This window comes from Gordonia zhenghanii, from assembly GCF_021738965.1.
GTDB lineage: Bacteria > Actinomycetota > Actinomycetes > Mycobacteriales > Mycobacteriaceae > Gordonia > Gordonia zhenghanii.
The window spans coordinates 704,584-727,377 of sequence record NZ_JAKKOQ010000001.1; the positions used below are offsets into that span (position 1 = coordinate 704,584).

At 67.7% G+C, this 22,794-nt stretch carries 20 protein-coding genes and 2 tRNA genes; 5 read left to right on the forward strand and 17 right to left on the reverse strand.

Going from position 1 to position 22,794, the window contains the following annotated elements:
• Nucleotides 1–3 precede the first annotated feature (3 nt).
• Entirely contained in the window at nt 4–1,191 is a 1,188-nt protein-coding gene (locus L5G32_RS03125) for a L,D-transpeptidase (protein WP_237009537.1), read from the reverse strand.
• Nucleotides 1,188–1,499, reverse strand: coding sequence for a hypothetical protein (locus tag L5G32_RS03130; protein ID WP_237009538.1), 312 nt, complete (start codon nt 1,497–1,499; stop codon nt 1,188–1,190). The genes L5G32_RS03125 and L5G32_RS03130 overlap by 4 nt, the downstream gene beginning before the upstream one ends.
• Nucleotides 1,500–1,551: 52 nt before the next feature.
• On the opposite strand from L5G32_RS03130, the gene L5G32_RS03135 reads away from it, so the two are divergent.
• Complete coding sequence (locus tag L5G32_RS03135) at nt 1,552–2,415, forward strand: alpha/beta fold hydrolase (protein ID WP_237009539.1); 864 nt, start codon at nt 1,552–1,554, stop codon at nt 2,413–2,415.
• Nucleotides 2,416–2,459: 44 nt separating this feature from the next.
• Here L5G32_RS03135 and L5G32_RS03140 read toward each other — a convergent pair whose 3' ends face one another.
• Genes L5G32_RS03140 through L5G32_RS03155 form a run of 4 tightly spaced genes read right to left on the reverse strand, consistent with a single transcriptional unit; the run spans nt 2,460 to nt 4,722 of the window.
• Nucleotides 2,460–3,068, reverse strand: coding sequence for a TetR/AcrR family transcriptional regulator (locus L5G32_RS03140; protein WP_237009540.1), 609 nt, complete (start codon nt 3,066–3,068; stop codon nt 2,460–2,462).
• A 39-nt stretch (nt 3,069–3,107) separates the two neighbouring features.
• Entirely contained in the window at nt 3,108–3,287 is a 180-nt protein-coding gene (locus tag L5G32_RS03145) for a rubredoxin (protein ID WP_237009541.1), read from the reverse strand.
• Nucleotides 3,284–3,457 carry a rubredoxin gene (locus L5G32_RS03150; RefSeq protein WP_237009542.1) on the reverse strand — a complete coding sequence of 58 codons (174 nt, stop codon included), beginning with the start codon at nt 3,455–3,457 and terminating at the stop codon, nt 3,284–3,286. Before L5G32_RS03150 ends, L5G32_RS03145 begins: the two co-directional genes overlap by 4 nt.
• A gap of 2 nt (nt 3,458–3,459) precedes the next feature.
• Entirely contained in the window at nt 3,460–4,722 is a 1,263-nt protein-coding gene (locus tag L5G32_RS03155) for an alkane 1-monooxygenase (protein ID WP_237009543.1), read from the reverse strand.
• Between the two features lie 127 nt (nt 4,723–4,849).
• Between L5G32_RS03155 and L5G32_RS03160 the strand changes: the two genes are divergently transcribed.
• Nucleotides 4,850–5,647 (forward strand): SGNH/GDSL hydrolase family protein, encoded by a 798-nt coding sequence (locus L5G32_RS03160; RefSeq protein WP_237009544.1) that lies wholly within the window; start codon nt 4,850–4,852, stop codon nt 5,645–5,647.
• Nucleotides 5,648–5,690: 43 nt separating this feature from the next.
• On the opposite strand, the gene L5G32_RS03165 is transcribed toward L5G32_RS03160, so the two are convergent.
• Both L5G32_RS03165 and L5G32_RS03170 read right to left on the reverse strand, forming a co-directional pair.
• A tRNA-Arg gene (locus tag L5G32_RS03165) sits at nt 5,691–5,766 on the reverse strand.
• A gap of 62 nt (nt 5,767–5,828) precedes the next feature.
• A tRNA-Ser gene (locus tag L5G32_RS03170) sits at nt 5,829–5,917 on the reverse strand.
• Between the two features lie 113 nt (nt 5,918–6,030).
• Here L5G32_RS03170 and hisC point away from each other — a divergent pair.
• Nucleotides 6,031–7,092: a histidinol-phosphate transaminase gene (gene hisC / locus L5G32_RS03175; RefSeq protein WP_237009545.1), complete on the forward strand. Its 1,062-nt coding sequence runs from the start codon at nt 6,031–6,033 to the stop codon at nt 7,090–7,092.
• 134 nt (nt 7,093–7,226) lie between these two features.
• On the opposite strand, the gene L5G32_RS03180 is transcribed toward hisC, so the two are convergent.
• Entirely contained in the window at nt 7,227–8,222 is a 996-nt protein-coding gene (locus L5G32_RS03180; RefSeq protein ID WP_237009546.1) for an alpha/beta hydrolase, read from the reverse strand.
• Nucleotides 8,223–8,334: 112 nt separating this feature from the next.
• Here L5G32_RS03180 and L5G32_RS03185 point away from each other — a divergent pair, with 112 nt between their 5' ends.
• Nucleotides 8,335–8,763: an acyl-CoA thioesterase gene (locus L5G32_RS03185; protein ID WP_237009547.1), complete on the forward strand. Its 429-nt coding sequence runs from the start codon at nt 8,335–8,337 to the stop codon at nt 8,761–8,763.
• A gap of 1 nt (nt 8,764) precedes the next feature.
• Here L5G32_RS03185 and L5G32_RS03190 read toward each other — a convergent pair whose 3' ends face one another.
• The 6 genes from L5G32_RS03190 to L5G32_RS03215 are packed head-to-tail and all read right to left on the reverse strand — an operon-like array spanning nt 8,765 to nt 14,723.
• Nucleotides 8,765–9,967 (reverse strand): hypothetical protein, encoded by a 1,203-nt coding sequence (locus L5G32_RS03190; RefSeq protein WP_237009548.1) that lies wholly within the window; start codon nt 9,965–9,967, stop codon nt 8,765–8,767.
• 45 nt (nt 9,968–10,012) lie between these two features.
• Nucleotides 10,013–11,122: an acyltransferase family protein gene (locus tag L5G32_RS03195; protein ID WP_237009549.1), complete on the reverse strand. Its 1,110-nt coding sequence runs from the start codon at nt 11,120–11,122 to the stop codon at nt 10,013–10,015.
• A 2-nt stretch (nt 11,123–11,124) separates the two neighbouring features.
• Nucleotides 11,125–11,739, reverse strand: coding sequence for a response regulator transcription factor (locus tag L5G32_RS03200; RefSeq protein ID WP_237009550.1), 615 nt, complete (start codon nt 11,737–11,739; stop codon nt 11,125–11,127).
• A complete protein-coding gene (locus L5G32_RS03205) occupies nt 11,736–12,944 on the reverse strand; it encodes a sensor histidine kinase (RefSeq protein WP_237009551.1) in 1,209 nt (402 codons plus the stop codon). The genes L5G32_RS03200 and L5G32_RS03205 overlap by 4 nt, the downstream gene beginning before the upstream one ends.
• 11 nt (nt 12,945–12,955) lie before the next feature.
• Nucleotides 12,956–13,723 (reverse strand): ABC transporter permease, encoded by a 768-nt coding sequence (locus tag L5G32_RS03210; RefSeq protein WP_237009552.1) that lies wholly within the window; start codon nt 13,721–13,723, stop codon nt 12,956–12,958.
• A gap of 49 nt (nt 13,724–13,772) precedes the next feature.
• Nucleotides 13,773–14,723 (reverse strand): ABC transporter ATP-binding protein, encoded by a 951-nt coding sequence (locus L5G32_RS03215; RefSeq protein WP_237009553.1) that lies wholly within the window; start codon nt 14,721–14,723, stop codon nt 13,773–13,775.
• 146 nt (nt 14,724–14,869) lie between these two features.
• On the opposite strand from L5G32_RS03215, the gene L5G32_RS03220 reads away from it, so the two are divergent.
• Nucleotides 14,870–16,111, forward strand: coding sequence for a sigma-54-dependent transcriptional regulator family protein (locus L5G32_RS03220; protein WP_237009554.1), 1,242 nt, complete (start codon nt 14,870–14,872; stop codon nt 16,109–16,111).
• A 31-nt stretch (nt 16,112–16,142) separates the two neighbouring features.
• On the opposite strand, the gene L5G32_RS03225 is transcribed toward L5G32_RS03220, so the two are convergent.
• Nucleotides 16,143–19,511, reverse strand: coding sequence for an arabinosyltransferase domain-containing protein (locus tag L5G32_RS03225; protein ID WP_237009555.1), 3,369 nt, complete (start codon nt 19,509–19,511; stop codon nt 16,143–16,145).
• Nucleotides 19,504–22,740 carry an arabinosyltransferase domain-containing protein gene (locus L5G32_RS03230; RefSeq protein WP_237009556.1) on the reverse strand — a complete coding sequence of 1,079 codons (3,237 nt, stop codon included), beginning with the start codon at nt 22,738–22,740 and terminating at the stop codon, nt 19,504–19,506. Before L5G32_RS03230 ends, L5G32_RS03225 begins: the two co-directional genes overlap by 8 nt.
• Between the last annotated feature and the right edge of the window lie 54 nt (nt 22,741–22,794).

A 22,794-nucleotide genomic window follows, 5' to 3' on the forward strand; every position in this document is an offset into this window, starting at 1 on the left:
GCGTCACTGGTCGGCGTTTCCGGCCTTCCACGTGTTCCACGGGACCGACCAGTCGCCGTAGGTGTCCCACACGGGAAGCTCCGGTCCGCCCGAGTTCGTGATCTCCACGACGTCCCCGATATTGAAATGGTCGAACATCCACTGCGCGTTCTCGTTGCTCAGGTTGACGCAGCCGTGCGAGACGTTCGCAGAGCCCTGCTGTCCGGTCGACCACGGTGCGGCGTGCACGAATTCGCCGTCGTTGGAGATGCGGAGATTCTTGAACACCGTCTCCTTGTAGTAATCGGGATCGCCTTGGCAGACGCCGAATGTGCACGAGTCCATCACGACCTTGTCCAGCCGTTCGGACACGACGTGCGGCCCCTCGTGCGACGGCGTGCTCGGATCACCGAGGCTCATCGGCATCTGCTTGACCTGTTCGCCGTTGTGGAAGACGGTGAGCAGTTCGGTCGAGCCGTCGGCCTTGGCGACCCACGAGTCGTGGACCGTGTAGTCGACGGAGTTGTCTTCGGCCCCGTAGATCCCGTCGCCGAGGTCGACTCCGTAGACGTTCGCCTCGATATGGATCTCGGTTCCGGGCTGCCAGTAGTCCTTGGCCCGGTAGTGCACGTTCTGGTCGTCGGTCCAATACCAGGCTCCGGGCTGCTCCGGGGTGGTGGTCACGGACAGGTGCTTCTCGACCTCGGCCTTGTTCGTCACCGGTTTGGTGAACTGGAAGACCATCGGCTGTCCGACCCCGATCCCCTGGTCGGCGACCATCTCAGGCGCAGGCACCACATTCGCGTACGCGGTGTCGACCGGGTCGATGGTCGAGACCTCGAACGTCTTGCGAGTGTGTCTGCCGTCGTTGTTGACCGCGTCCGTCGCCACTGTGTACGTGGTCCCGTATCCGAGGTCCTCGGTGGTGTGCCAGGCCGCGCCGCCCTCGGTGGGCACGCCCTTGACCTGTTTGCCCGCGGGATTGGCGACCGTGACCGTCTCGAGGTCGCCGCCGCTCGCGCGCACCACGATCTCGTCGGTCGGATTGACCTTCTTCGCCGGGCTGGCGAGCGAGACCTTCGCCGGCGGCTCCGAGGGTCCGCTGCCGCTGCCGCCTGAGCACGCCGCCGCCAAGAGTGCTGTCGCGAACAGGCACAGCGCCGCGAGTCCGCGCGGCGTGCGCCGACCCTGCCCCATCACGTACCGGTTCATCGCACCTGTCCGTCCGCGGCGGCGAGCGCAGCTGCGGTCGCACCCGACGCGGCGCCGGTCACGGCGAGGACCGACGGCCAGGCTCCGATCTTCTTCGCGAGCGGGTGCGACGCTCCGAACGCGCCGAGATAGACGGCCGCGAGTCCGCCGGTCACCGCGGGGCCGCGCGTCGACCACGACCTGCCGGCGGCCACGCCCGCTACTGCCAGTACCACGCCGCCCAGTTCACGTCGACCGGTATACCGAGCAGCGGCATAGCCGCCGATCAGACCCGCTGCGACGACCGGTACCGAAGAATCGATCTGCATTCCCTCGAGGGTACTCCCGGCAGGGAAATAGAACACGTTCTATTCTGTTCGTATGGACGTGACATATGAGGGAACCCGCCGAGAGATCGCCACCGACAAGGGAGTGATCCGCTACCACGAGGCAGGCGAGCACAACGACGACGTGCTGTTGCTGCTCCACGGCAGCGGACCGGGTGTCACCGGGTGGCGCAACTACCGAGGAAACCTGGAGTTCTTCGCCCGGACCCACCACTGCTACATCGTCGAATTCCCTGGATTCGGGGTGTCCGACGCCGTCGAAGGACACCCGGTCCTGACCGCGGGCTCTTCGGTCATCCGGTTCATGGACGCGCTCGACATCCCCTCCGCCGCGGTGATCGGCAACTCGATGGGCGGAGTCGTCGGGATCAACCTCGCGATCAAACACCCGGACCGCATGTCGAAACTCGTCACGATCGGCGGCGTCGGCCCGAACCTGTTCAGCTCCAGCCCTTCCGAGGGACTCCGCCTGCTCCAGGAGTTCACCGATGCACCGGACCGCGACAAGCTCGTCCGCTGGCTGAATTCGATGGTCTACGACCGCGCGCTCGTCACCGACGATCTGCTCGAGGAACGGTGGGAGGCGGCGATCAATCCGGACGCGGCGAAGACCGCGTCGATGATGTACGGCTCGGCGGCGTTCGAGATGCAGCAGAAGTTCCTCGCCGACGCCGATTTCCCGCCCTACTGGGCGATGATGCACAAGGTGAAGTGCCCGACGCTGCTGACGTGGGGGCGCGACGACCGGGTGAGCCCGCCCGACATGGCGCTCGTCCCGATGCGACTCATCCCCGACGCACAGCTCAACATCTTCCCCAAATGCGGGCACTGGGTGATGATCGAGGCGAAAGCGGCGTTCGAGGCGTCGGTGTCAGCGTTCCTGTCTGGGACTTCCTGAGTCTGGGGCTTCCTGAGTCTGGGGCTTCCTGACGGTCAGCGCCGTCAGCGCCTCGCTTGTGTGATCGCCGGAGCCATCACGCAGGCGAGGTCGGCGGCGACGTCGAAGTCGGCCTCCGGCGGCATCGCGACATAGCTCAGCGCCATCCGGGTGATCGTCCGAGCGATCCGACCCGAATCGGCGGCCCGCATCGCGATCCATGACTGCTGCAGGAGAGTGTCGAGCTTGGCCGTCGCCGCTTCGATCAGCGGAGCCGAATCGGTGGTGATGAGTCTGAGGAGGTCGGGCTTGGCCTCGCCGCTCACCAGGGACGCGATCATGGGATCTTCTGCGGCACTGGCGAAGAACCCGGCGAAGCCGACGGTGAACGCGCCTTCGACGTCGTCACACGTCGACTCGACCGCTGTCGCGATCTCCTCGGTGAACTGGTCGACGAGCCGCAGCGCATACGACTGCGCCAAGCCGTTGCGCGAGGAGAACTCGTTGTACACCGTCTGCCTGCTGACGCCCGCGAACTGAGCGACGTCGCTCATGGTCACCCGCGCCCAGTCCTTCTCCACCAGGAGTTCCCGCAGACCGTCCAGCAGCGAGTTCCGTAGGAGCTGTTTGCTCGCAGACGCGTACGACTGTCGGTCCCGGGTCGGAGTGCTCACGGCATCCAGCCTACGGCGAGCCGACAGCGACGCCGTCGGTCATCCTCGCGCCACCTCGACCATGTCGAAGTCGGCTTTCGCTGCTCCACAGTCCGGGCAACTCCAGTCGTCCGGGATGTCGTCCCACCGAGTGCCCGGCGCGATGCCGTCTTCCGGCCAGCCCTCCGCCTCGTCGTATTCGAATCCACACTGAGCGCACTGGTACAGCTTGTAGTTCATGTCGTGCTCCTGCCCTCGATGAAATCCGCCTTCTCCCGGACACCGCAGTCCGGGCACGGCCACTCGTCCGGGACATCGGCCCACGCCGTGCCCGCCGGATACCCCTCGCGCGGCGCGCCGACGGACTCGTCGTACGTGTAGTCGCAGACTTCGCAGTAGTAGGCGGCCATGCTCACGCCTGCCCGTTCGCGGCGAGCAGACGCGCTTCCTTGCCCGGCTGCAGGTTGGCGCGAGTCAGGTCGCCGTCGTAGTGGGCGATGACCCGCTTGTCCATGACCTTGCGCCAGAGCGGCGGAAAGTACGCGACCGTGATCATGCTCGCGTAGCCGGACGGCAGGTTCGGCGCCTCGTCGAAGCTGCGGAGCGTCTGGTAGCGACGTGTCGGGTTCGCGTGATGATCACTGTGCCGCTGCAGGTGGTAGAGGAAGATGTTGGTGCAGATGTGGTCGCTGTTCCAGCTGTGCGACGGCGCGGTGCGCTCGTAGCGTCCCCGCTCATTCTGTTTACGACGCAGACCGTAGTGCTCGAGATAGTTGACGGTCTCCAACAGCGAGAAGCCGTAGATCGCCTGGATCACCATGAACGGCAGGACCTGCCAGCCGAAGATCGCGGCGAGCGCACCCCACAGAACCACGGACATCGCCCACGCGTTGAGGACGTCGTTGCTCTGGTGGAAGACGGGCTTGCCCGCCTTCCGCAGCCGGTTGGCCTCCAGCGACCACGCCGACTTCAGGCTGCCGACCACGCTGCGCGGCAGGAACGACCAGAACGTCTCGCCGAACCGCGAGCTAGCCGGGTCCTCTGGAGTGGCGACCCGGACGTGATGGCCGCGGTTGTGCTCGATGAAGAAGTGGCCGTAGAAGGTCTGCGAGAGCGTGACTTTCGAGAGCCACCGTTCCATCGACACCTTCTTGTGGCCGAGCTCGTGCGCGGTGTTGATGCCGATGCCGCCCATCAGCCCGATGGACAAGGTCAGCCCGATCTTCGAGGCGAGGCCGAGTGATCCGCCGTCGACTCCGAGCCAGCTGAGGTCGCCGAAGCGTCCGCCGGGTCCTGCCGTCCACAGGTAGGCGGCGAAGACGAGGCTCGCGAACTGGAACGGGATGTACACGTAGGTGCAGTAGCGGTAGTACTTGTCCGCCTCCAACTCCTCCATAGCCTCTTCGGGCGGGTTCTGGCCGTCGGGGCCGAAGAACACGTCGAGGATCGGCAGGAGCACGTAGATCAGCATCGGGCCGATCCACCACCAGATCGGCGAGACGGCGCCGAGCCAGCCCCAGTCGAGAACGCCCGATAGCCAGTTCATGAGCGCGATCAGCCCGGTCGCCAGGAAGACCGCGGTCGGCGGAACGAGCCCCAGCAACCAGAGGTGCCGCTTCTTGTCTCGCCATTGCGTCGCGTCGACGAGTCCGTCGTCGACTGTCGGGTTCGCCATCGTTCGCTCCTTCGGTTCACCTCTCATAAACTTGACACTAACCGCTGTCACGTCACCTGTCTATACATTCCAATACTTTTGTAAAGCTTGCGGAGGCTTCGATCGTTCGATCGCTACGATCGGGTGCATGGAGTTCTCGAGATTCGTCGCTATCGGCGACTCCCAGACCGAGGGCATGTGCGATGAAGCAGGCCCCGACACGTATCGCGGATGGGCGGACCGTCTCGCCGCGCAGTTGGCGGAGATCAATCCGGAGTTGCGCTACGCGAACCTGGCGATCCGCGGAAAGAACACCCGGAACACACTCGACGAGCAACTCGCGCCCGCGCTCGCCATGAAGCCCGACTTGGTCGCCGCACCGCTGGGCATGAACGACGTGATCGGCCGAGCCGACCTCGACGTCGTCCACGCCGACCTCGAACAGATCTACGGCTCGCTCGCCGCGACCGGTGCGACGGTGATCGTCTCCACGTTCCCGGACATCGCCCAGATCAACCCACTCGGCCGCGCATTCGAGTCACGACTGTTCGAGGTCAACGACATCATGCGAGGATTCGCACGGCGACACGGGTTCGTGCTCGTCGACCTCTTCGCCGCGCCCGTTCTGCGGGACCGCCGATCCTGGTCGACCGACCGACTGCACGCGTCTAGCCTGGGCCATGACCGTTTCGCAGCGGGCGCCGCACACGCACTCGATCTGCCCGGGTCCGACCCGCACTGGGGCAGGCCGCTGGGCATCGCAGGCGAGCCGAACCCCGTACGGCGGACCGTCGACGACGCGCGCTGGCTGGTCGAGTTCTTCACCCCGTGGATCGTGCGGAAGCTGCGCGGCCGCTCGCTGGGCGACGGCCGGACGCCGAAGCGACCGGAGCTGAGCCCAGTGCTCGCAGCGGACGACGTGAACGCCCGCGCACAGAAGTCCTGACATGCAATGAGCAGGTCAGAGAAATTCTCTGACCTGCTCATTGTGGTGCGCCCGTAGGGATTCGAACCCCAAACCTCCTGATCCGTAGTCAGGTGCTCTATCCGTTGAGCTACGGGCGCGTGCCCGGATCGAGTGTACCCGATCCGATATTCAATTCTTCCGAGGGCGTGACCCCGGTCGGCGGAGGCGAGAGGATTTGAACCTCCGGTCCCGTTTTAGCGAGACAACTCATTAGCAGTGAGTCCCATTCGGCCGCTCTGGCACGCCTCCAGCGGAGTTCCTATTCCGAACTGCCGAGGCAAAACATTACACAGGCACCTCTCGCAGACGCAAATCGGCGACCGGATGTGCGTCGCTGCCCTGGTCAGGCATACATTCAAGGGGTGACACCGCGTATGAGACCAGATCTGGAGTCCCTGCCCGCCTACGTTCCGGGCAAAACGTTTCCCGGCGCGATCAAGCTTGCGAGCAACGAGGTGACCCATCCCCCGCTGCCGAGCGTCATCGCTGCGATCACCGACGCTGCGTCGACCGCCAATCGCTACCCGGACAACGGGATGGTGGAACTCACCGACGAACTCGCCAAAGCCGTGGCAGTGACCCCCGCCGAGATCCAGGTCGGGTGCGGGTCCGTGATCCTGTGCCAGAACCTGATCACCGCGACCTCGGGCCCCGGCGACGAGGTGCTGTTCGCGTGGCGGTCGTTCGAGACGTACCCGCTCGCCACTCGGGTCGCGGGTGCGACACCCGTCCAGGTGCCACTGACCGGCGAGGCGGTTCACGACCTCGAAGCGATGGCGGCGGCGATCACCGACCGCACTCGGTTGATCTTCGTCTGCAATCCGAACAACCCGACGGGCACGGTCGTTGCGGCGCAGGCTCTCCGCGACTTCCTCGACGCAGTGCCGAGCGACGTCGTCGTCGCCCTCGACGAGGCCTACTTCGAGTACACGCGACTCGACGGCCCCCTCGCCTACGACGCACTGGAACTGCGCCGCGAATACCCGAATCTCGTTGTCCTGCGGACCTTCTCGAAGGCATACGGACTCGCCGGGTTACGCGTCGGCTACGCGGTCGGCGACCCCGCAGTGATCACCGCGCTCGGCAAGATCCACGTCCCGTTCAGCGTCGGAAGTCTTGCCCAGGCCGCCGCCGTCGCGTCGCTACGCGCCGAGGCCGAACTCCTGGCCCGTACCGACGCGGTGGTCACCGAGCGGACGCGCGTCACCGCACGTCTACGCGACCTCGGCTACTCGGTGCCCGACTCCCAGGCCAACTTCGTCTGGCTCGCCCTCGGCGACGACGCAGCGCCGTTCGCCGCAGCGTCCACCGAGGCCGGGGTCATCGTGCGTCCGTTCGCGGGCGAGGGCGTGCGAGTCACGGTCACCGAACCCAGCGAGAACGATGTGTTCCTGGCGTTCGCGCAGGAGTGGGCGCGGCGCTGAGTCTCGACCCCTTCGCCTCTCAGGAAATTCAGGCGCAAGCGGACCTTCCGAGGGAAGTATCCCCTCGGAAGGTCGTATCCGGCCTGAATTTCCCGGCGAGCAGGGTCTCGACTAGCGGGCGCGGAAGCTCGGCCCTAGAGAGCCGGGGCGAGAGCCTGCCAGGCGCGGGGCAGATCCTGCTTCCAGTAGTCCCACCGGTGCGTGCCGATCAGGCGGAAGTTCGACTGAAACGGGATGTCCTTGACGCGCAGTTGTGCAGCGAACTCGAGCGAGCAGCGGTTGGCTCCGACTTCGAGGGCCGAACCGGCAGCGATCTGAGCGTCCTCGGGCCCGTCCTTGGGGTCGATGTCGGCCTTCAGGTCCAGCGGGCCGATAGCACCCGAGCCGGACGACAGGAAGATCGCCTTGCCGCGCAGAGTGTCGATCCGGTACGCCGGGTCGTGCGCCCGCCACGTCGCACCGCCCGGCCGTCCCCACATGTTCACGGCGTCAGCTCCGGTCTGGCCGAGGGTCGCGCGAACGTAGGCTTCGTTGGCAGGCCCGGTGATCGGCGGGCATCCACTGAGCGAAGCGACCCCCTGGTACAGGTCCGGGTGCCGGGTGGTCAGCGCGAACGCCGACTGTCCGCCCATCGAGAGTCCGAGAATGCCGTTGCGACCCGAACCCGAGAACTTCGCGTCGATCAGCGGCGGCAGCTCTTTGGTCAGGAAGGTCTCCCACTGAGGCTTCCCGACGACCTTGTCCTCATGCTTCCAGTTCGTATAGAACGACGCCGCGCCGCCTGCCGGCAGCACGACGTTGACGTTGCGCCCGGCGAAGTAACGTCCGGCGCCACCCTTGGTGATCCAGTCGCTGACGTTCTCGCCCGCTTCGGAGCCGTCGAGCATGTACAGAGCGGGGCGAGGAGCGTCGCCGCCGGGCGTCAGGACCGTGACCTTCACCTTCTCGCCCATGGACGGTGAGTCCACACTCAGATCGACCCGGTGCGTCGACACCTTCTTGAGCGCCACGATCCGTGCGACGTCTTTCTTCGAGGGAGAAGCCTGGGCGATCGCAGTAGGAGCAAGCATCGCCGCAGCAGCGACGACGGCCGCGACTGCGACAGATCGGGTAGATCGAATGGACCACATGGTGGCTAAGAGTACCTGTTCTGACCTGAGAACGAATGTCCGATTTATTTCGGCACGGTCAAGCGCCTGGAACGCCGCTTCTGACCGCACCCGACCTGGCTAGACTCGGCGAATGGCCCCCGCTGCATTCGCGTTCGTCGCTCAGGTTCCCGTCCGCTGGTCAGACATGGATGCGTTCGGGCACATCAATCACGCGCGCATGGTGACGCTCATGGAAGAGGCCCGGATCGCGTGGCTCCTCAGCGCGGGCGAGGAGTACGCGCCCCTCATCAAGAGCGCCATGATCGTCCACGTCGACATCCGGTACCAGGGGCAGTTGCGCCACGACGACTCCCCGCTGCGCATCGGCATGTGGATCAAGCACCACCGTTCGGTCGACTTCACGATCGGCTACGAGATCCGCGGTGCGCTCGCCGACGACGCCGGGCGGCCCGCGTGCACGGCGAGCACCCAGATGGCGGTCGTCGACATCGAGAACCACCGATTGCGGCGACTGACCGACACCGAGAAGGCCTATCTGAAGGAGTGGGGCGCGGCGTGACCTACGGCTCGTAGCGCTGCGGCAGTTCCCGTCGCACGCCGGGCCCCAGCTGCGCGATGCTGCCCTGCAGTACGTCGCGATAGATACGCAGCTGCTCTTCGCCGCTGCGCACCTGTTGGGACAGCCTGCGGGTGTTGTCGGCGCCGAGTTCGCGTTCGCCCGACCGAGCCAGCAGATGGTCGATCCGCTCGTCGATGGTGGACGCCCGATCGAATTCGTCGAGCAGTCGGAGTTCGGAGGCCGCTGACTCGACGGTCGCCGCGATCTCACTGAACGCGAGGACCCGGTCGATCAACTCCGACCACACGGGACGCAACGCGCTCTCCCGCGCTTCGATGTGCGCGATGAACCCGGCGTCGAAACCACCGTTGTTCTTCGCCTGATCGAGGTCCACGCGCAGGGCGCGCAGCGCGATGACGTCCGACGCGATCTCAGCGAGCTCGGCGTGCAGGTTCACTTGGACGCGCTGCATCTCGAAGTGATCGGACATCCACGCGGGATTGGTGCGGATCCGGTCGTAGTAGTGGCCCGCGACGAACAGCAGCGTCTCGTATCCGTCGGCGAACGACGCACCGCGGGACGCGGTCCCGGGCGCCACGGCGTCCGGACCGAAGACCTGCGCCGCCATCTCCTCGACCTGTCGACGTGGGCCGCGGCCACCGACCTGCCCGACGACGCCGACGAACTTGTCGAACACGTCCGATCCGGCCCGACGCGCTCCGGTCGGACGGTACGGGACAGGGGTGCACAGCAGGCCGGAGAACAGCTGTTCACGTTCGGCGATCTCGAGGTAGACGTTCTCGCGCCGTTCCCGCCGCACCGCACGGGTTCCACTCGGCATCACACCCTTCGCCGTGACGACGGACCGCCGCGCGTCCTCGCGGCGACGGCTCAGCACCGCGAGGCGGGACCGCACGACCGGCACGACCAGACTCGGCAGCACCGTGGTGCCGAGGTACTTCTCAGCGTGCAGAATGCTGCGCTGCACCCGTCGGAGCTCGCTGTAGCCGTTCGACGGGGACGGCAACGGGAGGTTCGCCGACGCCCGGCGGACGACGGTCCCCCGCGCGGTCGGAGTGAGGTACCCGGACGCGATGAGCAGGCAGGCGAGATCGGACAGTTCGGACGGCTGTCCAGGTACCCGAGCCTCGCTCGTCCATTGCCGTAGGTCGGCGGCGGTGACCGAACGATCGGGTGCAGACATGACACCATGCTACCGGCGCGCGGAGATCACGCGAGGAGGTGCGCGTCACCTGCTCGCGACTCGCCACAGCGGTGACGTCGCCCGATGCAGCACCCAGGCGATCGGGACGCTGATCGCTGTGGTGACCAAAAACGCCAGGAGCACCGATCCGGTGAAGACCTGATAGCCGAGCAGGTCCATCACGAGCTCGAGGACCATGACGTGGACGAGGAAGAACTCGTAGGAGATCTCCCCGAACCACACCATCGGACGCGACCCGCACAGCTTCGACCACCAGTCGGACGGGTCGACGACGAGGGGACCGACGAGCCCCACGGCCACCACCGCGTACAGCAGGTGCTTGACGATCGCCGCACCCGCATCGTTCGGGACGATCGTCGGCTCGCCCGCGAACGCTCCCGCCGACACCGCGAAGGCGACGACCGCCGCGGCGACGCTCGGCGCGGCGGGCCAGGAGCGCACCAGCCGGCCGAGCACGGCGAGGAGCATTCCGGCGACGAACCAGAGTGCGAACGTCGGGGCCCACAGCCGGGCCGTCGGGTCCACGCCGTCCTCGTGCGTCGCCAGCGTCCAGATCGGCGAGACGAGGAGCAGGCCGACGAGCACCGCGATCAGCAGATCCGGCCGCCAGCGATCCCGGCACACATAGCGGGCCAGCGGCCACGCGATCAACGGCAGCGCGATGTAGTAGACGACTTCCGCTGCCAGACTCCACATCTGGGTGAGACCGGCGTGCAGGTGCCCGAACCCGTACACCTGGGTCAACGTCAGATTCCGGAGGAGTCCGGACCAGCCGTGACCGAGGTCGGACGAGTCGGTGCGGAACACGAAGATCACGTAGACCACGACGACGGTGATCACGTATGCGGGAACGATCCGGCGCACCCGATGCCAGGCGTACCTCCCCAGGCTGGGGTGGTCCCCGGTCTCCGACTGCAACGCCCGCACCCACGGCGAGAACAGGAGATACCCGGACAGGACGAAGAAGATCGTCACCCCGACCTCGAACCTGGCGAACAGCCGCCCCTCGTAGTCGTCGGTGTACTGCCCGGTCCAGAACGCCGCGTGGGTGAGGCAGACGGTCAGCGCGGCGATCGTGCGGATGCCGGTGAGCGCGGGCCTGCGGGCGGACGTCCGGGCGTCACCGGTCGACACGGTCAGATCCAGCCCCGCTCGTGCGCCACCCGCGCCGCCTCGGCGCGCGTCGACGTCCCCGTCTTCCCGATGGCGGACGAGAGGTGATTGCGAACCGTCCCCTGCGACAGGTGCACGCGTCCCGCGATCACGGCGACGGTCCCGCCGGAGCGCGCCTCGGTCAACACTTCCGACTCCCTCGGCGTCAACGGGTTCTCACCGCTGGTGAGGCTCTCCGTCGCGAGCATCGGATCGATGACGCGCAGCCCCGCGTGCACACGACGGACCGCGTCGGCCAGCTCCGCTGCGGGCGTGTCCTTGACGACGAACCCGGACGCTCCCGCGTCGATGGCACGCCGCAGGTAACCGGGCCGACCGAACGTCGTGACGATCAACGACCGCACGCCGGGGAGCGTCGCCGACACCTGTGCCGCCGCGTCGATGCCGTCGAGGCCCGGCATCTCGATGTCGAGCAGACACACGTGGGCTCCGGCGTTCCGCGCCGCGTCGACGACCTCGTCGCCGCGGGCGACCTGAGCGACCACCTGCAGATCCGACTCGAGGTCGAGGAGTGCGGCGAGCGCGCCGCGGACCAGAGCCTGGTCGTCGGCCAGCAGCAGCCGGATCGTCTCACTCATCGGTTCATCCCATCATGGGTCGAGACGGCGGGGGTCGAGGTGGCGGGGGTCGAGCCGGTGACGGTCGCGGAGACGACCGTCCCGTGCGCATCGGACTCCACCCTCAGCACACCGCCTGCGTCGGCGACCCGTTCGGACAGGCCACGCAGTCCGGTCCCGTACGTGAGCATCGCCGAGCCGTCACCGTCGTCGGCGACGGTGATCTCGCCGCGGCTGATCCGGACTCGACACGACGACGCGCCGCTGTGCCGGACGACGTTGGTGACCGCTTCGCGCAGCACCCACGCGAACAACGTCGCATACGGGGTGTGAACGTCGGCGGGGTCTGGCACGTCGGCGACGATCCCCGCCGCGGACAACGCGCTGGCGGCCGACGCCAGACCGGTCGGCAGTTCCGGCACCCGCAGACGGCCGACCGTCGAGCGCACTTCGGCGAGCGCCTCTCTGGAGAGCGCGTTGACCTCCGCGATCTCTGCTTTCGCGCGCTCCGGATCGAGATCGACGAGACGTCCGGCCAACTCCGTCTTCACCGAGATGACCGTCAGCGAGTGCCCGAGGATGTCGTGGACGTCGCGCGCCACACTCTCACGTTCGGCCACCACCGCCAGTCGGGAGTTGAGCTCGTGCTGCCGATCGAGGCTCGCCGACCGCTCGTACTCACGTTCGCTGACCGCCCTGATCGCGATCATCGTAGTGCCGATCGCGACCATGATCGCGAAGGTCCCGAAGTCGACGTCCCAGCCGAGAAGCACCGGCACGAGGTACACCGCCGCGATCAGACCGACGATGACGATCACCTGCACCCGTCGGGGCGCGGTGAACGACACCACGGCCATGAGGAAGCCTGCGAGGCCGAACGCGCTCTCGTGGATGATCGGGAACATCAGTCCGGCCAGGACGATCAACGTCATCGTGATGTACCAGCGGGCCCGGTCGTAGTCGGCGTCACCGCGCGGCGCCGAGTTCATCAAGAGGATGCAGGCGACGAGGTAGACCAGCGCGAACACCCCGAGGTCGACGAACCCCAGAACACGCACCAGAATCGAGTTGTCCGACGTGGCGACCGCGATCACCGGGTAGAGCAGAAAGATCATCCAGACGGCGCCGAACACCCAACGCCATTGGCGCCAGGGCATCCGGTCGTCGTCCCGGAGCGTCGCGATCCGCTCGCGAGAGAGGATCGAACCGGCGAAGCTCGGGCTCATCGACGGTCCTCCTACTGGCGGTTGCTACTGCGAGAGTAGAAGAACGCTGCTGCGACGGCGAACGACGCGGCCCAGAAGACGGTGTTCGCGATCATCACCCACAGCGGGATCACCGTTCCGTACACGGTCATACCGTCGTCGAGCGGATAGCGCGCCAACGACACGACACCGAACATCGGAGTGAACTCGGCGATCCGCAGCATCGCGCCGCTCAACGGGACGAACACGTTGCCCGCGAACGCCAGCAGAGCGAGGATGCCGCCGAGGACCTGCATCGCACCGTCGGATTTGAAGACGCTGCCGAGCGCGAGACCGAGTGCCGCGAACGACGCCGAACCGACCCAGCCGATACCGAGGCACGCGATCCACACGGCGGCGGGTGCGCTGGCGCCGCTGACCGCGCCGACGACGGCCAGGATCACGACGGGCAGTGCGCTCGTCGCGAGGGCGAGAGCGATCTTGGTCGACACGTACCCGGACGGTTTGAGCGGCGTCATCATGAGGGTGCGCGTCCACCCCGCTTGTTGTTCGATGGCGACCGACGCCGCATTGGACGCCGCGGCCAGGACCGCGCCGTAGACGGCCATGCCGACGAGGACGTAGAACGCGACGTTGCCGTCGCCGACGCTGTCCTCGCTCGACTGGGTGGCGCCGAAGACCAGGTACAGCAGTGCGGGCATCGCGATGGTGAAGATCATCGCGCGACGATTCCGCAGTACGCGGCGGACATCGGCTTTGAGGTAAGTCGGCGCGATCACGGCGCCGGTGGGGACAGACATGTCGGATCCTTTCGAGATCTGGTCGAGCTGGTTTGTGGAGCCGGTGAGGTCAGGCTGCTGAGTTCGAGCTGCGGGCGGTCAGCGTGACGAACGCGTCCTCGAGATTGTGCGCAGCGATCTCGACGTCGCGCGCCTCGGTACTGGTCAGCAGGTGGCGGGCGAGGCAGTCGGAGTCGGCGAGCGACAGATACAGGCGTCCGCCGCGCTGCTCGCGCACCTCCAGGTCGGGGAACACTCGGCGCAGTCCGGGCACGGCGGCCTCGTCGAGGACGGCCGACACGATGCGGCGGCTGGCGCGGGTGCGGATCTCGGCGGTCGAGCCGTCCGCGACGATGGAGCCGCCTGCGATCATCACGATCCGGTCGGCGAAGGCGTCGGCCTCCTCCAGATAGTGGGTGGCGAACACGACGGTCCGGCCACGCCCTGCGTCGGCACGCATCGCGGCCCAGAACGTGCGCCGCGACTCGACGTCCATCCCGGCGGTCGGCTCGTCGAGGACGATCAGGTCCGGATCGGGCAGCAGAGCGAGCGCGAACTTGAGACGCTGCTGTTCGCCGCCGGAACAGCGCGACACCTTGCGGTCGGCGAGATCGCCGATGCCCGCCCGCGCCATCACGGCGTCGACGTCGGCCGTCCGATCGTGCAGGGACGCAACGACGTCGACCGTCTCGCCGACGGTGAAGTCGTCCATCAGACCGCCGGTCTGCATGACTGCGGCGACCCGTCCGTCGCGCGCTGCTCGGCGGGCCGGACGCCCGAAGACGCGGACTTCACCGCTGTCCGGGGCGGTGAGGCCGAGGATCATGTCGATCGTCGTCGTCTTCCCCGCGCCGTTGGGTCCGAGGAATGCGACGACCTCTCCGGCACGGACGGTGAGGTCGATCCCTTTCACAGCGTCGACCACGGAGCCCTTCGGTCCGTGGAAACGCTTGGTCAGTTGCGTGACGTGAATCGCCGGTGCTGGGTTCGTGAAGTCTGGGTTCGTGAAGTCTGGGTTCATACCTTCACGATTCCGCTCCGGAGGCCTCGAGACCTCGCGCAGATGTCACCTCTTGACCATGACGTCTGTCAGGGGCCACGACGCTACGTGACGCCGATCACGAAGTGTTTGGCACAATTGAGGGCAGAGTGCGACCGGAGGATGCGATGTCGGATGGCGAGGCGACCGTCACCCGGGTGAGGCGTGCCTACGAACAGTTCTTGGCTGGCGTCAATCCGCCCGAGGGCATGGTGCGTTCCCTGGTCCAGGAGTCGTGGGTCCGGTCACGCAGCCGCGGGGTGACCGACGCCGCGGACGTGACGTCGGACGCCATGTCCGACAGCGACTTCGCCGAATACCGTGCCGAGCACCGGCTGGCCCAAGTGCGACCGTTGATCACCTCGCTCATGCTCGACGACATCGCGGACGCCGGCGTCGTGGTAGCCCTGACCGACCGGCGCGGCCGCCTCCTCTGGGTGGACGGCGATCGATCGACGCGCGGCAAGGCCGCGACGATCAATTTCGTCGAAGGAACTCTCTGGAGCGAGGAGCAGGTCGGGACCAACGCGCCGGGACTCGCCCTCAACTTGGACCGCGGCGTCCAGATCATCGGGCCCGAACACTATGCGAGCCCAGTCCAGAAGTGGAACTGCGCGGCCGCTCCGGTCCACGATCCGACGACCGGCGAGGTGATCGGGGCCATCGACGTGACGGGCGGGGACGCGGCTGCGGCGCCGTTCGCGCTCGCCGCCGTGCGGTCCGTGGTGGCGGCCGTGGAGCGGGAACTGCGCTCGCTGGCCGTCGATCTCTCCCCCGCAGCCGTACTCGCCTCCCGGCTGACCGTGCTCGCGGGCGAACCGGTGTGGCATGCGCCGGGCCGGACCAGGAATGTGCTGTCGCCCCGGCACGCCGAGATCCTGCTCCTGCTGCACTTGCACCCGGACGGCCTGTCGACCGACCGCCTCGCCGACCTGTTGTCCGACGACGACCTCGGCTCGGTCACCGTTCGCGCCGAGATCTCCCGGCTCCGCCGCGAAGTCGGCGACGTGCTCGCCTCCCGCCCCTACCGACTCACCGGTCACGTGACATCCGACGTCACCGACGTCCGCGCTGGCATCGCCGCCGGGGAGTTACGCGCGGCCGTGGCGTCGCTCGGGCGCGGCGGTCTCCTCGCCGACTCGCTGGCTCCCGGTATCAGCGACGCGTTCGACGAGATCCGCGAAGACCTGCGATCGGCGGTCTTCGCCAGTCGGGACCTCACCGCGCTGCAGGCGTGGGCGGCCTCACCGCACGGCCACGACGACTTCCAGGCGTGGACGGCACTGCGTCGCGCCCTTCCGTCAGGTCACCCGGACGCCGCGATCGCCGCGGGCCGGGTCCGGTTGTTGAACCGCCGTTTCGGCGTGTGACCGAACCGTTCCCGCCCGCGGGGAATCCGGGCTACTCCGAGTTCTTGTACGGCCGCATCGGCCCGGGGGTCCACAGCCCGCCGTGCTTGGCCTCGCCGACGTCCAACTGCGCGGTGCCCTGCGGAACGAGTGGGACGTAACGACGCAGGGTCCCCCAGTCCTTGGCCCACGCGTTGCGCAGGTATCCGGGCTTGGTGATCGACCGCAGCGAGTTCTCGGTGATGCCGAGCGGGCCGCCGTAGTCGCCTGCCATCCAGCGCTGCGAGTTCACGCGCTCGCCCTCGGCGTCGGGAGTGATCCGCCACTGCGGCACCTCGAGCACCCCGTTGACGGCTGCCGCGGGCCGCTGGCACGGGAACGCCAACGCGACCTCCCAGTCGAGCAGGACCGGAGCCTCGCTGCCGACCAACGCGTTCAACGTCGTCAGACTCGTGACCCGCGGCGGCGTGACGGCCACCCACTGGTTCGGGGCGGGCGAGACGTCGTCGGCCACGACTCGTACCGTCGTCGCACGCGGAGGCGCATCCTTCAACGGGAAGCGCAGGTTTCGCCATTCGGGCGCTCCACCCGCGTCCAACGGCGTCATCGACGCCACTGTCTTCACCGATCCGTCGGATTCGACGCGACCGAACTCCAGGCGCACCTTCTGTCCGTTGTTGACCACGTTCCAGTCGTCGATGTACTCGATCTGACCGGCCACCGACATGGTGACGAGCGGCGCGTCGTCGCTGCGCTCGGGCAGCGCGTACCAGTCGGAGGTGAGGTTGCCGCGACCGCCGGGCGCGCCGTACGTGCCGAGCACCGGGACCCGCTTCTGGTCGAGCCCGAACGGCAGCTTCACCGTCGAGCCGTTGACTCCTCGCGTACCGACGTTGCCGCCGCCGGTGTCCGCTGAACCCGAGTCGTTCGACGTGTCTTTGGAGTCGTCGTCACTGGACTGCTGGATGGCCCCGCTCGAACCGTCGCTGTCGGATTCGGAGTCCTGAGAGTCGGCGTCGAGGTTGGCGGACACGCCGTCGGGGGCGAAGCCTTCGGATCGGCCCGCCAGCGCTGCGGCGACGCCGACGCCGCGCTGTCCCTTGACGTCAGCAGGCGACAGCAGACCTTCGTTCGGGTCGGCTTCGACGAGCACGTCCTCGGCGAGTGCACACGGCTTGCCGCGGAACGAGTCCGCGTTCGAACTCGTCCACGTCCACGAATCGCCGAGCGCCGCTTTCCCGAACGATGCGAACGTGAACAGCAGGACGATGGAGCACACGATCGACAGCGAGTACGTCGGCATCCGACCGATCAGGCCGGTCCGCGGCGGCACGGGTTCGAGCCCGGACTGGTCGAGCTGATCGTCGCGGTAGTACTGCCATACGCCGAGCAGTGTGATGGCGACCGCGACCAGCAGGATCGGCCAGAACAGGCCGACGCCCCCGATGTGCGGGGTGTCGTCCGACCACGGGATCCCGTAGCTGCCGACGTACCACCACTGGTTGCGGCCGGCGAATGCGACGGCGAGCGCGTAGGCGGCTGCCGCGGCGAAGAACGTTCGATTGCAGCGCCGCGTCAACACGGCGGGCCGCACCATCGCGGTGGCGGCCGCCGCGAGTACGCCCGTGAGACACGCTATGGCGCCCAGTTGGTGGGTGGCCTTGGTCGGGACGAACGCGAGCACGACGACCGCGCCGGCCACCACGGAGATCAGCCGCCACAGCGGCGAACTCGGAACACCGGGCACCCGTCGCCGGCTCAGCAGGACCAGGACGATGAGCAGGACCGCCAGGATCGTCACGAAGATGCCGATACGCCGTGCGATCGAGCCGTCGGGGGTCGGGTTCAGCAGCACGTAGTAGCGCATGCCTTCGTTCCACCACTTATTGGTGGGACCGACGATGCCCTGGACGCGGACACCCTCCATGATCGACGCGATCGTCTGGTCGGCGAATATCTCGTAGAGGACCGCCAGTCCGGAGGCGAGGAGCGGCATCAGCATCGGCAGCCACCCGTCGCGCCCGCTGCGCGTGCGCAGCCGGGCGACGAGCGGACGGAGCCCGGCGAGCAGCGCCACCGCGGCGACCGCACCGACGGGATGGATCGTCAAGGTCAACGCTGCGGCGATGATCGCAAGCGCCCACGGGACGAGACGGCCGGTCGCGATACCGCGTTCCACGAGGATCCAGGTGGCGAGGATGCCGACGGTGATCGCAGGCTCCACGCGCAGGCCGTTGTTGAACGGCAGCCACACCGCGAGGAAGGCGAGCGCGGCCGCCCAGTACGCGGCGCGCGACGTGCGGACCGCGCGGCCGAGTCGCGGCAAGGCGAACCGGCTGATCAGGAACCAGCCCGCGAGGCCGAACAGGAGCGGCAGCAGTCGCAGCCACGGCACCGAGGTGCTCACCTGCATCCACAACGACAAGTACTGGTAATGCCAGCCGAACGGGTCCTGCGGCACACCGAAGTAGCGGTAATAGTTGTCCAGATAGCCTGCGCCCGGAGCGATTCGTCCGACCGTCACCTGGTAGCCGTCGTCGGCGGTGTTGCCGCCGATGAACAGCCAGACGGCGAGGACGGCGGTCACGAGCACGTCCGGGATCTTCGGTCGCCACCAGCCGCGGGCCAGCATGCGACGCAGCTTCTTCCCGTCGCGGGCGTCGAGGACTGCGAGCGCCGCGATGGACAGCAGCGTCAGCAGGACGCCCAGGATCAGCAGCCCACCCTTGAGCGTGGTCGGGCTGGAGATGAATCGGGTGTCGACGGTCGAGTGGAAGCTCAGACCGTCGGTCGACGCCGTCTTCGGCAGATCCGTGTAGACGCCGATGATCTGCGGACGAGTGTTCGGGTCCGGCGCGTCGAACGTGGTCTGCGCGTCGGGTGCGGCGAAGCCCTCCACCGCACCGCTGGTGCCGTCGGTGTCGGCGTGCACCACGATCCGGCAGTCCGCCGATCGTTGCGCATCCGCGCGCGGCACGTTCATGACGACGGCGTTGCGCTGCGTCACCAGGATCCGGTCGGCGGTCGCGCGGACGAACAGACCGACGGTTCCGGCCTCTTCACCGGCCGCGGGCACCGTCGACAGCAGCACGCCGCCTGCCGCCGGGAGGTCCGCGGCGAGCCGGCACGGCACCGCGAGGTCCATGTCGACCGGAACGTACGAGACGTTGGGCGCCGCGACGCTCTGCACCACCGGCGACGAACCCTGCTCGGTGGCCTGCGGCCAGTTCAGTTCGGTCTGCGTATATGAGACCGGCAGGATCGGTGCAAGAACGGCGAGCAGTGCACCGAGGGCTCCGGCCACCACTGCGACGATCTTGGCGATCTTCACGGTGCGCGCACTCGGTCCGCTCGACCGGTCGGCAGCATTCTGATCGGCAGCGTCCTGGTCGGCAGGTTTCACGTCATCCACTTCACTCATTCGGGGCCACCGCCCTGATCGGTCCAGTGCGGTGCCAGCCCCAGCCGGTGCTCGTTCCGGTGGTCAGGTTCGCTTGCGGCGCGTCGGGCATCAACGGGGTCAGCTTGATCAGCGCGCCCCAGTCCTGATGCCAGTCGTTGTCCAGATAGGTCGAGGCGGTGGACGGCTGAGTCACCGAGTCGACGACCCCTTCGATGCCGCCGCCCGAGATGTGCTGCCACGACTTCGACTTCGATCCGGCGGTGATCTGGTCGGGGGAGATCTGCCAGGCAGGCACGTCGAACACGCCGTTGCGCGCCGTCATCGGCTGCTGGCACGGGAACTGGGCGCCGACCGACAAGTCGAGCAGCACCGGCTGCTCGTGACCGACCACCTTGTCGAGCGTCTCGAGCCGAGGTGCACGCGGCGGTGTGAAGGCCAGCCATTCGTCGGGGTTGACGTTGGAGTCGTCGGCGACGATCCGCATCGCCGTCGCGTCCCGCGGCACCTGAGACATCGGGATCCGCAGGTTGCGCCACGGCCGGTTGGCTCCCCAGTCCGGGTCGACCGGGGTCACTTGGCCGACCTTCTCGAAGTCGGTGCCCGCGCCTGGGCGCCCGAACTCGACAATCAGAGACCGGCCCGGGCGGGACGCGTCGTCCTCGTCGATCGAGTGGATCGAGCCCGCTGCCGAGATGACCAGGAGCGGCGACACGTCGCGGGCGGGCAGTCCGTACCACGACGACGTCAGTGTCGCGGTGCCGTCGTCGTACCCGTAGCTGCCCAGGACCGGAGTGGTGGCGGGGTTCAAGCCGAACGGCAGAGCCGCCGTCGATCCGTTGACGGTCTCTGGGCCGCGGCCGCCGGTGGTGCCCGGGGTTCCGAGGGTCACCGAGAACGACCGCGACACCTTGCGACCGGTGTGGATGGTGCCTGCCCCGATCCCGATGTTCTCCGGGACCAGGTCGTCGGCAACGCCGTTCGGGGTGAAGCCGCGCGATTCGCCCGCCAACGCCTTCGACGCGTCCTTCGCGCCGAGCGGGGCGAGCATGCCGTTGTTCGAATCGGGTTCGACCAGGACGTCGTCGGCCATGCCGCAGGTGTCGCCGGTGAGCGACTGCAGGTCGGCGGACAGGTGCGAGTAGGTGTCCGAGCGGTCGACGGCAGCTCGTGCGAACAGCGCGAACTCGGCGAGCAGCAGCGCGACCACGATGATCAGCATCGGAGCCGACCGAATTCCCGAGCGCCACCCGGACCGCTCTGGAACCGGCCGCGGCGGGCGCACATGGCACCAGATCGCGGCGAGGAAGCAGAGACCGGTGAGGACCAGGATGATCGTCGGCATCGGCTGCCCGGCCAGGCCGGGGATCTTGTCGGACCACGAGATGCCGAGGTCGAAGCTCCAGCCCCACGCGTTGGCGCCTGCCGTCGCTCCGGCGCACGCGAGCATGAGGGCGGCGAGGTAGATCCAGAAGTCGCGGGCGCTGCGGCGAGCCTGCTGGGCCATCACGACGGTGACGACAGCGGCGAGCGCCGACCCCAAGCCGGTGTAGATGCCGAACTGGACGGTCCACTTGGTCGGCGTGAACGACAACAGCAGGACGGTCAACAGGGTCGCGCCGACCAGACGCCACACCGGTCCGCGGGCGATCCCCGGGATGTGCTTGCGGCGCAACAGCACTGCGAGGGTCGCGAGCAGCGCGAGGATCAACATCAGGACCGGGAGGCGGCGGGCGAGAGCTCCGTCGTCGTGCGAGAGGGTCAGGAAGTAGAAGCGAAGCAGTTCCTGGTACCACGCTGCGGTCGGGCCGACCGTGTATCGGACCCGGATCGCTTCGGCGACGGCGGCGATGGTCTGTTGGCGGAACACCACCAGCACGACGAGCGCGAACGCGGCGCCGACCGGTGCGGCCAGCGAGAGGAGCCCGACGTCGCGGCGGCGAGCACGGACGACGCGCAGCATGGGGCGAGAGCCCGCGATGAGGACGGCGATCGCAATGACTCCGTGCGGCGCGACGGCGAGCGTCAGTCCGGCGAACAGTGCGGCGAGCGCAGCGGGCAGCAATTGGCGGGTGGCGACGGTGCGCTCGACCATCCACCACGTGAGAAGCGAGCCGAGGACGATGACCGTCTCGCTGCGCAACCCGCTCGCAAACGGCATCCAGAACGCGACGAACACTGCGGCTGCAGTGAAGACCGCGAGGTGGGAGCGGTGCAGAGCCACCCCGAGACGCGGCAGGAGGACGCGGGACAGGATGAACCACGAGACGAGGCCCGCGATGAGCGCCGGGAGTCGCATCCAGAGAGTTGCAGTGGAGATCTCGGCCCAGTGGCCGAGGAACGAGTAGTACCAGTCGAACGGTGCTTCGGGCACGTTGAACCAGCGGTAGTAGTCGCCGAGGAATCCGGCGTGGTCGGCATTGCGGCCCATCGTCAGGATGTAGCCGTCGTCCGACGATCCGGCGCCGAGGAAGTGCCAGACGACGAGCGCTGCCGTCACCAGGACGTCCGGGACGCGCGGGATCAGCAGTCGCCAGCGACCGGCAGGCGCGAACCGGTGCCGGTATCCGCCGAGCACGTCGAGGCGATAGGCGGCGAACAGCGCGACGAGCGCCGAGATCACCCCGACGATCAGGACGAGCCATTTGAGGACGGTCGGCGTCACGTCGAACCGATTGTCGACGTCGACGTGCACGGCCAGTCCGGCCTGCTGTGCAGCGTGGACCTGGTTCGCGTCGAGCCCGGTGAACACTCCTGCCACCAGAGGCTTCTGTGCGTCCTCGTTCGTGACGGCGGGCCCGAGTCCGACGAACTGCGCGAAGACCGTCGGACCGTCGGTCCACACGTGGAGACTCTTCGCCCGGTCTAGATCGGCACGAGTGGCCGACGTGACCTCGGTGCCGCGCACGACGACCGACGCCCCCTTCGACGATGCCGTGACCACGAGTGCGTTGTCGCGGAATCCTTCGGCGGACGACGGCATGGTCGCGACGATCGTCGTCGACTCGTCGTGCCTGAGCGTGTCGCTGCCGACCGTCACGTCGAGCGCGGCGGGCGTCTGCGTGGCGAGGGGCGCGACGACGGACCCGTTGGCTGGGTCGAGTCGCTGTCCAGCGGGCCAGTCGATAGTCGCGTCGTGTTGCGTGACCGGCAGGAACGGTGTCGCTACCGCTGCTGCGATCGCGATCACACCGGCGACAGCCGCGATGATCGCGTACGTCCGAGCGCGCGCTGTATCCGGAGTAGGCATCGCGTCGATGCTAAGCCATGCCGCCTGAGTCTTACGTGAGTGATCGGCCGCAGT

Bases quoted from the DNA above. Each gene is read 5' to 3' on its own strand.
- L5G32_RS03125 (WP_237009537.1), bottom strand. From the start codon at position 1,191: ATGAACCGGTACGTGATGGGGCAGGGTCGGCGCACGCCGCGCGGACTC.
- L5G32_RS03130 (WP_237009538.1), bottom strand. From the start codon at position 1,499: ATGCAGATCGATTCTTCGGTACCGGTCGTCGCAGCGGGTCTGATCGGC.
- L5G32_RS03135 (WP_237009539.1), top strand. From the start codon at position 1,552: ATGGACGTGACATATGAGGGAACCCGCCGAGAGATCGCCACCGACAAG.
- L5G32_RS03145 (WP_237009541.1), bottom strand. From the start codon at position 3,287: ATGAACTACAAGCTGTACCAGTGCGCTCAGTGTGGATTCGAATACGAC.
- L5G32_RS03150 (WP_237009542.1), bottom strand. From the start codon at position 3,457: ATGGCCGCCTACTACTGCGAAGTCTGCGACTACACGTACGACGAGTCC.
- L5G32_RS03155 (WP_237009543.1), bottom strand. From the start codon at position 4,722: ATGGCGAACCCGACAGTCGACGACGGACTCGTCGACGCGACGCAATGG.
- L5G32_RS03160 (WP_237009544.1), top strand. From the start codon at position 4,850: ATGGAGTTCTCGAGATTCGTCGCTATCGGCGACTCCCAGACCGAGGGC.
- L5G32_RS03180 (WP_237009546.1), bottom strand. From the start codon at position 8,222: ATGTGGTCCATTCGATCTACCCGATCTGTCGCAGTCGCGGCCGTCGTC.
- L5G32_RS03185 (WP_237009547.1), top strand. From the start codon at position 8,335: ATGGCCCCCGCTGCATTCGCGTTCGTCGCTCAGGTTCCCGTCCGCTGG.
- L5G32_RS03190 (WP_237009548.1), bottom strand. From the start codon at position 9,967: ATGTCTGCACCCGATCGTTCGGTCACCGCCGCCGACCTACGGCAATGG.
- L5G32_RS03200 (WP_237009550.1), bottom strand. From the start codon at position 11,739: ATGAGTGAGACGATCCGGCTGCTGCTGGCCGACGACCAGGCTCTGGTC.
- L5G32_RS03205 (WP_237009551.1), bottom strand. From the start codon at position 12,944: ATGAGCCCGAGCTTCGCCGGTTCGATCCTCTCTCGCGAGCGGATCGCG.
- L5G32_RS03210 (WP_237009552.1), bottom strand. From the start codon at position 13,723: ATGTCTGTCCCCACCGGCGCCGTGATCGCGCCGACTTACCTCAAAGCC.
- L5G32_RS03215 (WP_237009553.1), bottom strand. From the start codon at position 14,723: ATGAACCCAGACTTCACGAACCCAGACTTCACGAACCCAGCACCGGCG.
- L5G32_RS03220 (WP_237009554.1), top strand. From the start codon at position 14,870: ATGTCGGATGGCGAGGCGACCGTCACCCGGGTGAGGCGTGCCTACGAA.
- L5G32_RS03225 (WP_237009555.1), bottom strand. From the start codon at position 19,511: ATGAGTGAAGTGGATGACGTGAAACCTGCCGACCAGGACGCTGCCGAT.
- L5G32_RS03230 (WP_237009556.1), bottom strand. From the start codon at position 22,740: ATGCCTACTCCGGATACAGCGCGCGCTCGGACGTACGCGATCATCGCG.